This is a genomic window from Nonomuraea longispora, assembly GCF_004348345.1.
GTDB classification, from domain to species: domain Bacteria; phylum Actinomycetota; class Actinomycetes; order Streptosporangiales; family Streptosporangiaceae; genus Nonomuraea; species Nonomuraea longispora.
The window spans coordinates 23,345-34,264 of the sequence record NZ_SMJZ01000082.1; the positions used below are offsets into that span (position 1 = coordinate 23,345).

At 68.9% G+C, this 10,920-nt stretch carries 12 protein-coding genes and 2 pseudogenes; 11 read left to right on the top strand and 3 right to left on the bottom strand.

What is annotated here, in order from left to right; all coding sequences use genetic code 11:
* The first annotated feature begins 12 nt into the window (after positions 1–12).
* From coaA to E1267_RS46535, 8 genes and pseudogenes are all read left to right on the top strand, one after another.
* Complete coding sequence (coaA, locus tag E1267_RS21775) at positions 13–915, top strand: type I pantothenate kinase (protein ID WP_132334446.1); 903 nt, start codon at positions 13–15, stop codon at positions 913–915.
* Between the two features lie 169 nt (positions 916–1,084).
* Positions 1,085–1,354 (top strand): DUF389 domain-containing protein, encoded by a 270-nt coding sequence (locus E1267_RS21780; protein ID WP_132334430.1) that lies wholly within the window; start codon positions 1,085–1,087, stop codon positions 1,352–1,354.
* 40 nt (positions 1,355–1,394) lie between these two features.
* Complete coding sequence (locus E1267_RS21785) at positions 1,395–2,303, top strand: ABC transporter ATP-binding protein (protein WP_132334431.1); 909 nt, start codon at positions 1,395–1,397, stop codon at positions 2,301–2,303.
* Positions 2,296–3,153: an ABC transporter permease gene (locus E1267_RS21790; protein ID WP_132334432.1), complete on the top strand. Its 858-nt coding sequence runs from the start codon at positions 2,296–2,298 to the stop codon at positions 3,151–3,153. Before E1267_RS21785 ends, E1267_RS21790 begins: the two co-directional genes overlap by 8 nt.
* On the top strand, positions 3,150–4,064 hold the full coding sequence (locus E1267_RS21795) for an ABC transporter ATP-binding protein (protein WP_132334433.1): 915 nt from the start codon (positions 3,150–3,152) through the stop codon (positions 4,062–4,064). The genes E1267_RS21790 and E1267_RS21795 overlap by 4 nt, the downstream gene beginning before the upstream one ends.
* A 172-nt stretch (positions 4,065–4,236) precedes the next feature.
* A complete protein-coding gene (locus E1267_RS21800; protein ID WP_132334434.1) occupies positions 4,237–4,953 on the top strand; it encodes an ABC transporter permease subunit in 717 nt (238 codons plus the stop codon).
* Positions 4,954–5,048: 95 nt separating this feature from the next.
* A pseudogene (locus E1267_RS47960) lies at positions 5,049–5,102 on the top strand (hypothetical protein); the annotation flags it as partial.
* Between the two features lie 274 nt (positions 5,103–5,376).
* Positions 5,377–5,535: a hypothetical protein gene (locus E1267_RS46535; protein WP_181957824.1), complete on the top strand. Its 159-nt coding sequence runs from the start codon at positions 5,377–5,379 to the stop codon at positions 5,533–5,535.
* A 1-nt stretch (position 5,536) separates the two neighbouring features.
* Here the strand turns inward: E1267_RS46535 and glmM are convergent, their stop codons facing one another.
* The 3 genes from glmM to rplM are packed head-to-tail and all read right to left on the bottom strand — an operon-like array spanning position 5,537 to position 7,918.
* Positions 5,537–6,895, bottom strand: coding sequence for a phosphoglucosamine mutase (glmM, locus tag E1267_RS21815; RefSeq protein WP_132334435.1), 1,359 nt, complete (start codon positions 6,893–6,895; stop codon positions 5,537–5,539).
* 1 nt (position 6,896) lies between these two features.
* Complete coding sequence (gene rpsI, locus E1267_RS21820; RefSeq protein ID WP_132334436.1) at positions 6,897–7,421, bottom strand: 30S ribosomal protein S9; 525 nt, start codon at positions 7,419–7,421, stop codon at positions 6,897–6,899.
* Positions 7,422–7,474: 53 nt separating this feature from the next.
* Positions 7,475–7,918 carry a 50S ribosomal protein L13 gene (rplM, locus tag E1267_RS21825; RefSeq protein WP_132334437.1) on the bottom strand — a complete coding sequence of 148 codons (444 nt, stop codon included), beginning with the start codon at positions 7,916–7,918 and terminating at the stop codon, positions 7,475–7,477.
* 386 nt (positions 7,919–8,304) lie between these two features.
* On the opposite strand from rplM, the gene E1267_RS21830 reads away from it, so the two are divergent.
* The 3 genes and pseudogenes from E1267_RS21830 to E1267_RS21840 all read left to right on the top strand — a co-directional run.
* On the top strand, positions 8,305–8,988 hold the full coding sequence (locus E1267_RS21830) for a CAP domain-containing protein (RefSeq protein WP_165959723.1): 684 nt from the start codon (positions 8,305–8,307) through the stop codon (positions 8,986–8,988).
* A gap of 24 nt (positions 8,989–9,012) precedes the next feature.
* A complete protein-coding gene (locus E1267_RS21835) occupies positions 9,013–9,918 on the top strand; it encodes a hypothetical protein (RefSeq protein ID WP_132334439.1) in 906 nt (301 codons plus the stop codon).
* Between the two features lie 101 nt (positions 9,919–10,019).
* Positions 10,020–10,920: pseudogene (locus E1267_RS21840) on the top strand (hypothetical protein); the annotation flags it as partial.

Consider the following 10,920-nt stretch of genomic DNA (forward strand, 5'->3'; position numbering starts at 1 on the left):
AACAACGGCTACGTGGAACTGAGCAGGGAGCAGTGGAGCGAGCTCCGCAAGAACACGCCCTTGACTCTCACCGCAGGCGAGCTGGAAGAGCTGCGCGGCGTCGACGACCCCATCGACCTGACCGAAGTCACCGACATCTACCTCCCCCTGACCCGGCTGCTGAACTTGCACTTCACCGGGTCCAAACAACGCAGCAGCGTGCTGAGCGCCTTCCTCGGGCGTGACGAACAGCGCGTGCCGTACATCCTGGGCATCGCGGGCAGCGTCGCGGTCGGCAAGTCGACGACGGCGCGGTTGTTGCACACCCTCCTGGCCCGCTGGCCCGAGCACATGCACGTGGAGCTGGTCACCACCGACAGTTTCCTCTACCCGAACGCGGTGCTGGAGAAGAAGGGCATCATGCACCGCAAGGGCTTCCCCGAAAGCTATGACCGGCGGGCGCTGGTCAGGTTCGTGGCAGAGGTCAAGGCCGGGGCCGCGGAGACGCGGGCGCCGGTCTACAGCCACCTCGAGTACGACATCGTCCCCAGTGCCCACCAGACCGTGAAGAGCCCCGACATCCTGATCATCGAGGGCCTCAACGTCCTCCAGCCCGCCCCTCCCACTTCCCTCGCCGTCAACGACTACTTCGACTTCTCCCTCTACGTCGACGCCAAGGTCGAGGACATCCGCACCTGGTACGTCGAACGTTTCCACAAGCTCCGCCGGACCGCCTTCGAAGACCCGAAGTCGTACTTCCGGCACATCGCGGAAATGTCGTACGACGAGGCCACGGAGTTCGCGGTCAACGTCTGGCGCGACATCAACGAACGTAACCTCGTCGAGAACATCGCCCCCACCAGAGGCCGCGCCGACCTGGTCCTCAAGAAGGCCGCCGATCACTCGGTGCGACGCGTACGGCTCCGCCAGACCTGAACGCCTCATCGAACACGAAGCGCGCGAACCTGCCCCCGCACCCCTGGTCGTCGATGCCCGCGAACCAGCACTCCTCACCGTGTTCGTGGCAGTTGAAGCGGCACATGCGAGAAACCCTCGCGTACGCCGGTCAAAACCCCGTCAACGTCCGATCGACGACAATGGCCGGATGCTCCATCTACGTTTGATCAGCGTGGCCGGCGTGTCGTCGATCACGGCGGGCAAGTCGACGGCCCTGATCGACGTGTTCATCTCCGTCACCACGGTGCCCGCCGCCGGCTACCTGGCCGTCGCGCTCGCGTTCGGCCAGTGGGCGCAGGTCGCGGGCTCGGTGTCGCAGCTGTCGATGAACGTGGCCGGCATGATCCTGGCGGGCACCACGACCCTGATGGTCCAGCGGAAATTCTGGCCTCAAGTAGGACGTCGTTCATCCGTGTGAACGAGGCCACAGCGCTGATCTGCCCGGTAGTGTCCGGCACATGCACATCCTCGCCACCGAGGGGCTGACCAAGCGCTTTCCCACCGTCACGGCGGTCGATCAGCTCTCCGTCACCGTGGGGTCCGGTGTCACCGGCCTGGTCGGGGCGAACGGCGCGGGCAAGTCGACACTGATCAAGATCCTGCTCGGCCTGCTGCCACCGTCCGGCGGCACCGCCCGGGTGCTCGATCTGGACGTCACCGCGCAGGGCGCGGAGATCCGCAGGCTCGTCGGCTACATGCCCGAGCACGAGTGTCTTCCGCCCGACGTCTCCGCCACCGAGTTAGTCGTCCACCTGGCCCAGATGTCCGGGCTGCCGCGTACGGCGGCCCGCGAACGGGCCGCCGACGTCCTGCGCCACGTCGGCCTGGCAGAAGAGCGCTACCGACCCGTCGGGGGCTACTCCACCGGCATGAAGCAGCGCGTCAAGCTGGCCCAGGCCCTGGTCCACGACCCGAAACTGATTTTTCTCGACGAGCCCACCAACGGGCTCGACCCGCGCGGCCGCGACGAGATGCTGACGCTGGTCCGGCGCATCGGCACCGAGTTCGGCATCAGCGTGCTCGTCACCTCCCACCTGCTGGGCGAGCTGGAGCGCATCTGCGACCACGTGATCGTCATCGACGCCGGGCGGCTGCTGCGCTCCTCTGCGATCGGCGAGTTCACCCAGGCCACGCAGACCGTCACGGTCGAGGTCGACGAGGGCCTTGACGCGCTGACCGCCCGCCTGACGAGCGACGGCCAGACCGTGTCGCCGCAGGGCCGCATGCTGGTGGTGAAGGTGCTCGGGCCCGAGACGTACGACGCCATCCGCGACGCCGCCGTCGACCTGGATCTCTGCCTCATCCGCCTGGAGCAGGGACGTCACCGCATCGAGGACGTCTTCCGGGAGGAGAGCACCAGTGTCTGAAATCTACGACATCGGCTACCGGCACTACGACGGCCCCCGGCTCGGCCGCGGCTACGCCACCAGAGCGCTGGCCCTGCACAGCCTGCGCGGCGTCTTCGGCCTCGGCCGCCCGGCACGCAGCAAGATCATGCCGTTCTCCCTGGCCACCATCATGCTGATCCCCGCGATCGTGAACATCGCGTTGATGGCCCTGATCCAGCGAAGCGAGATCGCCTACAGCGCCTACGCCGTCATCATGCAGGCCGTGGTGGCGGTCTTCCTGGCCGCGCAGGCCCCCACCGTCGTCGCCCCCGACCTGCGCTACCGCGTGCTGCCGCTCTACCTGTCACGTCCCGTGGCGATCGTCGAGTACGTCGGCGCCAAGGTGGCCGCCATGACCGCGTCGTTGTTCCTGCTGGTCGCGGTGCCGCTCACCCTCATGTACGCCGGCGAACTCGTGATCGACCTCCCCGGCCCGCCCGCCACCGGCGAGTACGCCGGCGCCATGACCATGACACTCGTCCTGGCGCTCCTCCTGTCGTCCTTCGGCCTGGCGCTGGCCTCGTTCACGCCCCGGCGCGGGCTCGGCGTGGCCTCGGTGATCACCGTCTACCTGCTGTCCTTCGCGGCGGTCCCGGTGGTCTACGGCACGCTGGCCTCGACCGGCAACGAGGCGCAGGCGGCGTGGGCGTGGCTGATGAACCCGTTCTGGCTGGTCGACTCCGTCCAGTCCTGGGTGTTCGGCACGCCGCCCCATTCCATCGAGGGCGATTATCCGAACGGCCCCGCCTCGGCGGTGATCCTCGTCGTGCTGATCTGCGTCGGGCTGGGCGCCCTCGCGCTGCGTTACAGGAAGGCGGCCTCGCGATGAAGATCGAGCTTTCGCAGGTCTCCCGCTGGTACGGCAACGTGGTGGCGGTCAACGACGTGACGATGACCATCGGCCCCGGTGTCACCGGCCTGCTCGGGCCCAACGGCGCGGGCAAGTCGACGCTCCTCCACATGATGGCCGGCTTCCTCGCACCGTCCGGCGGCTCGGTCACGCTGGACGGAAACACGGTCTGGAAGAACCACCACATTTACCGAAATATCGGCCTAGTCCCGGAACGGGAGGGTGTGTATGGCTTCCTGACCGGCTGGCAGTTCGTGCTCTCCGCCGCCAGGCTCCACGGCCTGCCCGACCCCGCGCAAGCCGCCCGCAAGGCCCTTGCCACGGTCGAGATGGAGGAGCCGAAGGACCGCCGCGTCGAGACGTACTCGAAAGGCATGCGCCAGCGCGTCAAGGTCGCCGCGGCGCTCGTCCACGACCCGCCGGTGCTGCTGCTCGACGAGCCGTTCAACGGCATGGACCCCCGCCAGCGCCTCCAGCTGATGGGCCTCATCCGCTCCATGGGCGCCGACGGCAAGACCATCTTGTTCAGCTCCCACATCCTGGAGGAGGTCGAACGGGTCGCCCAGCACATCGAGGTCCTGGTGGCGGGCCGCCACGCGGCGTCGGGCAACTTCCGGGAGATCCGCCGCCTGATGACCGACCGGCCGCACCTGTTCATGATCCGTTCGAGCGACGACAGGAAACTCGCCGCCGCCCTCATCCGCGACGCCTCGGCCGGCGGCATCACCCTCCGCCCGGACGGCCTGGAGGTCCAGGCCACCGAGTTCCGCCGCTTCGCCCGGCTCCTCCCCCGGGTCGCCAAGGAGGAGGGCGTACACCTGCACCAGATCTCCCCCGCGGACGAGGACCTGGAAAGCGTCTTCTCCTACCTCATCACCAGGAGCACCTGATGCACCGGCGACCATCCGAAACCCCGGCAACCGAACCGCCGGCGATCTCCCATCGAAGTGCGGCCATGAACCCGCGAGGAAGCGCCGACGTCTGGAGGAGGAGCGACGGGAGCGCAGCGACGGAGGAAGACGACGGCACCGAAGCGACCGAGCTGCCGAACGGAGTGAGGCGATGAACACCGTAGTGGCGGGTATCACCTACCGTGCCCTGCTGGGCCGCCGGCGCATCATCCTGCTGCTGGTGCTGCCGCTGGGTCTCATCGCCCTGGCGGTGCTGCTGCGCCTGTTCGGTGAGACGGGTCAGCGCTCGGCCATGCTGCTGATGGACAACTTCGCCATCAACACGATGTTGCCCCTGCTGGGCCTGATCGCGGGCACGGGGGTCATCGCCCCGGAGATCGACGACGGCACGATCATCCACCTGCTGTCCAAGCCGATCTCCCGCCCGGCCATCGTCCGGACGAAGTTCCTGGTGGCGGCGTCGCTGCTGGCGGTGTTCGGGGCGGTCCCGACGTACGTGGCGGCCTGGCTCCTGGTCAGCAACGAGGACAGCATCGCCACGGGGTTCGCCTTCGGGGCGCTGCTGGCCGGCATCGCCTACGCCGCCGTCTTCCTCCTGCTCGGCGTCCTGACCCGGCACGCGGTGGCCATCGGCGTCATCTACGCCCTGGTGTGGGAGACCGTGGTGGGCGGGTTCGTCCCGGGCGCCCGCAGGTTCTCGATCCAGCAGTGGGCCAAGTCGATCGCCGACCAGATCTCCGATTCGGCGTTCCTCAAGGCCGACGTGACGCTCGGCTTCGCCGTACCGGCTCTGCTCATCGTCACCGTCGCGGCCGTCTTCTGGGCGGGCCGCAGGCTGCGATCCTTCTCCCTCACGGGAGACGAGTAGTCACCTGTAACGTTGAGCCATGTCTGCGCGTCTGACCGAACTTCGGCTGACCAGGTTCAAGACCTCCCGCGATGCCGTGCTCCCCGCTGGGGAGCATGACAATTCTGATCGGGCGCAACAGCAGCGGTAAGTCCAACGCTCTCGATGGGCTCGAAGTGCTGTCACGTCTGGCGGAGGGCGGCGACCTGGTCGACTCGCTCGACAGCAGACGCGTGGACGAGGGGCCGTTGCGAGGCGGCATGCCACCTCGTGCGGCAATACGTGCCCCGGCGCGACATACGACTCCGCCGCACCGCGGGGCGCACAGTCGAGTTCATCGACACCTCTGTCCTCTGCGACCTCCTCGACGTTCCTGGCCTCATCCTTCCCGTAACCACGGTGATCGCCGGAGCCGGCACAGGCGTTCCGCCGACCGATCACGTCATGAGCAAGCTCGGCCTCGGCGACCTGTGCATTCTCGCCGAACGCGAGCTGTATCGCAGCCGCGTGACCGGGGTCGAGGTAAGGATCTGGACATGGACGCCCAGCTCAAGGCCCGCTCGTGAGCGTCGGGTACGGCAGCGGGTGCCGTACCCGACGTGAGTCAGATGCAGGCCTTGCGCACCACGTCGGCGAGGCGGTCGGCCACCTGGGTGGCGTGCTCCTCCGACGCGGCCTCGACCATGACCCGGATCATCGGTTCGGTGCCGCTCGGCCTGATCAGCACCCGCCCCGTCTCACCCAGGTCGGCCTCCGCCTCCTGGACGGCGGCGACGAGTTCGGGCACTGAGGCCTTGCCCTTGTCGACGTCCTTGACGTTGATCAGGATCTGCGGCAGCGGCGTCATCACCGAGGCCAGCTCTTTGAGCGGCACGCCCGTCCTGGCCACCACGCCCAGCAGGTGGAGCGAGGTGAGCAGGCCGTCGCCGGTGGTGGCGTGGTCGAGCATGATGACGTGCCCCGACTGTTCGCCGCCCAGGTTGTAGCCGTCGCCCTTCATGCGCTCCAGCACGTAGCGGTCGCCCACCGCGGTCTCGACCACGGTGATGCCGGCCTCGCGCATGGCGAGCTTGAAGCCGAGGTTCGACATCACGGTCGCGACCACGGTGTCCTTCGCCAGCAGGCCCTCGGCGTGCATGGCGGCGGCGAGGACGGCCATGATGCGGTCGCCGTCGATGATCGAGCCGGTGTGGTCGACGGCGAGGCAGCGGTCGGCGTCGCCGTCGTAGGCGACGCCGAGGTCGGCCCCGCGCGAGACGACCACCTGCTGGAGTTTGTCCAGGTGGGTCGAGCCGTGGCCGGCGTTGATGTTGAGCCCGTCGGGCCTGGAGCCGATGGGTTCGACCCTGGCTCCCGCGCGCACCAGCGCCTCGGGCGCCACCATGTGGGCGGCGCCGTGTGCGCAGTCGACCACGATGTCGAGGCCGTCGAGCGTGGTGCTCATCGTGGTCAGCACGTGGGAGATGTAGCGGTCGGCCTCGCCGTACGCGTCCCGCACGCGGCCCACGGCCGAGCCGACGGGAAAGCTCCACTCCTCGCCCAGCCGCCGCTCGATCTCGTCCTCGACCGCGTCGGACAGCTTGAAGCCGCCGCGGGCCAGGAACTTGATGCCGTTGTCGGGCGCCGGGTTGTGCGACGCCGACAGCATGACGCCGAGGTCGGCGCCGAGGGCGGCCGTGAGGTGGGCGACGGCCGGGGTGGGCAGCACGCCGAGGCGTAGCACGTCCACTCCAGACGCCGCGAGGCCGGCGACCACCGCGGCCTCGAGGAATTCCCCCGAGGCGCGTGGGTCCCGGCCTACGACCGCTACCGGCCTGCTCTTACGGCTGGGGCCGGTAGCGGAGAACGCGCCCGCATCGCCGAGGACGTGAGCCGCCGCGACCGCGAGGTCCATGGCGAGCTCCGCTGTGAGGTCGCGACCTGCGACCCCGCGTACCCCGTCGGTGCCGAAAAGGCGCGCCAACTTAGCGCTTGCTGTACTGCGGAGCCTTGCGGGCCTTCTTGAGGCCGTACTTCTTCCGCTCCGTGGCGCGGGCGTCACGGGTGAGGAAGCCGGCCTTCTTCAGCGGTGGGCGGTTGACTTCGACGTCCAGGACCGCCAGGGCGCGGGACAGGCCCATGCGCAGCGCGCCGGCCTGGCCGGTGACGCCGCCGCCGTCGATGCGCGCGATGACGTCGAACGCCTCCTCGGCGCCGAGCACCACGAAGGGCTCGTTGACGATCTGCTGGTGGACCTTGTTGGGGAAGTAGACGTCCAGCGAACGACCGTTGATCGTCCACTTGCCGGTGCCGGGGACGATGCGCACGCGGGCGATCGCCTCCTTGCGGCGGCCGGTGCCGTACGAGTTGCCCGTGGTGACGGGCTTGCGCACGGGAGCGTCAGCGCTGGCGGATGATTCGGTGGTGTATTCGGACGGGAACTCCTCGCTGGAGAAGTCCTCCACCACAGCCGTCTCTACGGCCGTCTCGACACCGGTGGGCTCAGCCACGGTTCTCCTCTTACTTTCGAAACTCGGCGCCGGGGTCTCCCCCGCGGGTCTACTTACTGGGCGATCTGGCTGATCTCGAACGGCACCGGCTGCTGGGCCTGGTGCGGGTGCTCGGAGCCCGCGTAGACCTTCAGCTTCTTCGCCATCTTCCGGCCCAGGGAGTTCTTCGGCAGCATGCCCTTGACGGCCTTCTCGACGGCCTTCTCCGGCCGCTTCTCCATGAGCTCGCCATAGCTGACGGAACGCAGACCGCCCGGGTAGCCCGAGTGACGGTACGCCTTCTTCTGCTCGAGCTTGTTGCCGCTCAGCGCGATCTTGTCCGCGTTGATGACGATGACGAAGTCACCGGTGTCGACGTGGTTGGCGAAGATCGGCTTGTGCTTGCCGCGGAGCAGGGTCGCGACGTGGCTGGCCAGCCGGCCCAGCACGACATCGGTCGCGTCGATGACGTACCACTGACGCTGGACGTCGGCGGGCTTCGGTGAGTACGTGCGCACGGTCGTAGCCTTCTTTATGCTCGCGTCTTCGGCGCTGTCGGATGCGACAGCAACATTGGTCGGTCGGTGCGGGCACACGACGGCCCGGACCTTCCGTCTCCGCAACACGGGAGATGACGCCGGACGCGCCGCGCATTGGTCACGCTGGACCTATGCACACAACGAACGATTAGGCTACCCGCCCGGAGGCGTGCTGGTCAAAAGACCGGTAACCTCGCACGAGTCTACCCGACCGCAGAACGGTTCGATTTCGTTTCCCTGGGACCCCTTCTTTCCCAGGACCAGACATCCCTATCGTTGATGGCGGTATGTGGCAGAACTCTCACACCCGGCCAACCCAGCGGGGCGCTCGGCGCCGGAATCACCTGGGTGTGCTGACCTGCCTGATGGCGGTTCTGTTCACGGGCGTGTTGATCGGCCGGCTGACCGACGACGCCGAGCCCGCCCGCCACGTCTACCTCGAAGAGACCGTCCCTCCCGCGGCCGCCACCGCCCAGGCCGCGCCCAAGGCGTCCAAGAAGGCCCAGCCGCAGGCCGAGCGCATCCCTCGGGAGATCACGACCAGGGCCACCCCCCGCAGAAGGACGACCCCCAAGGTCACCAAGAAACCCGACGGGCAGATCCCCGGCTTCAACAGCGAGGGCGACGGCTCCGCGGAGCTCCGCAGCGACGAAGGCGGGGTGCGCGTCATGGCGGGCATGGCGTCGAGGGTCGTCTCGCTCACCAACGCGGCCAGGGCCCGGCACGGGTGCGGGCCGCTCAGGGTCGACCGCGGGCTCACCCGCTCAGCCCGTACGCACTCGCTGGAGATGGCCCGCACCGGGCGGCTCGCGCACAACTCCCCCGGCGGCGACTCCCCGTGGGAACGCATGGAGCGCGCGGGATACCACTGGGGGGCCGCCGAGAACATCGGCGCCGGCTACGACACCCCCGACGAGGCCGTACGCGGGTGGTTGGACAGCCGCGACCACCGCAGGAACATCCTCGACTGCCGGCTGAAGGCCATCGGCGTCGGCGTCGCCGACGGCCCAGACGGCCCGTGGTGGACCCAGGACTTCGGAACCCGATGACGAACATCACGGTAATGTCGCCCCATGGTTTCCAACGGCAACGGGGAACGTGAGAGCGGCACGGGCGGCGCCCCCTACGGGATGGGAAACCCGCCCGAGGAACCGGGCAGCGCCTTCCGCCGACCGCGTCGCAAGGGTCGCGCCGAGGGCGAGCCCAAGGAGCAGGCGCCGGCGGCCCCGCAGAGCAAGGTCGGGTGGAGTCCGTACGACGAGGGCTCGCGCTCGCGCGCCCCGCTGTGGTTCGCGATCAGCGGCGTGGCCGTGCTCGGCCTGCTCGGCGGCGGCCTGGTGTTCATGTGGAACGCCGACGACCCCGTCCCCGCGACGACCGCCAAGCCCCGCATGACCACGGTGCCCCTGCCGTCCGCCCCTCCCGGCGAGTACGGCTTCGCGGGCAGCCGCTCCACCGACCCCGACCCGATCTCGGTGAAGGAGGTCTTCGGCAGCAAGAAGAAGATCACCGTGTCGAAGCGGTCGTACGAGCGGACGATCACCAAGAAGGACAAGAAGTGCGACGACGGCGCCCTGGGCGACGATCTCAAGAAGGCGCTCAAGTCCGGCAAGTGCACTCAGCTCCTCCGTGCCAGTTTCCGCGACAAGGCGGGCAAGGTGATCGGCACGATCGGCGTGGCCAACCTCACCACCAGCAAGGCCGCGAGCAAGGTGGCCAAGGCCGGGGACACCGAGAACTACGTCAAACCGCTGGCGGGTAAGGACAGTGTCACCAAGTTCATCGGCTCGGGCAGCGGCGGCACCCGGATCCTGACGCACGGCCACTACGCGATCATGGTGTGGTTCCAGAACAAGGACGGTACAAAGCCCGACAAGAAGGGCAGCAAGCAGCTCTTCGCCGCCATCAACGACATCACGAAGGCCACGGTGTTCGAGGCGCTGGACAACCGTTCGGTCACCGGAAGCCCACGAAACTGAAACCCGGCTTCGTACGCGTAACGCCCCAAACGGGATGCCGAATCCTTTCGGGAACGCTTATACCGACGTAACGATCTCGTCTCTCTCGCTAGGCTCGCCCTATGCGTGGCCAGGAACCCGGGTCTGAGCACGATCGCACGGAAGCCGACAACTCGGCCGCACCAGCGACGCCACCGCCGAGCTTCGGCCAGACCGACGGGCGAGAAGTTTCACCGGCGTTCACACCCTCCGACGCCGCCTCCGGCATCCCGCCCGGCAGGCCCCCCTTCGGCAGCCCTGCGGGCGAAGGCACGGCCCCCAGGGCCCGTCCCGCCATTCCCGTCTTCCAGGGCCCGCCCCCGGACCTGCCGGAGCCCGAGGACCGGCCGGGCGCGCAGCCCTGGGAGGTGTCGGGCGACGATGCCGCGCCCTACGACTGGTTCGCCGACCCCACCGGCTCCAACCCCGCCGGCCAGGAATGGGACGACCATCCACAGGCCCCCCACGCGTTCCCCGGCCGCCCCTCCGCGGCGCGTGAGCTCCTGAGCGGCCCGCGCACCGGCCGCGACCAGACCGACCGCACGCACTCCGCGCCCCAGCCCGACGTACGGGGACACGACCCGCACCAGCACGCACGGGACCCGCGAGGACAGGCGCCACACCGGCACGACCCGGGAGCATGGGGCGCGCAGAACCCACCGGCGTGGGACGCGCCGTCGCACGACGAGACCGGCCGCTGGCCCGCGGAACCGGTGACGCCCAGCGCACCGCCGTGGGAGCCGCCACCCGCGTTCACCGCCGCGGCCGCCGGCATGCCCGTGTGGCCCGTGCCCGCCGGCGACCCGCACGCCATGCCTCCGTGGCCGGCCGCCACGGGTGAACTCGTCGCCGAGCCCGACCCCGACGAGCCCGGCTCCCCGGCTGCCGCGTTCGACCCGAACGCCACCGACCCGGAGGGATTCACCCGCCCCGCCGGCTTCCCGTCGAGCGCCACAGAACAGCACGGCCCCTCAGCGCCCCTTC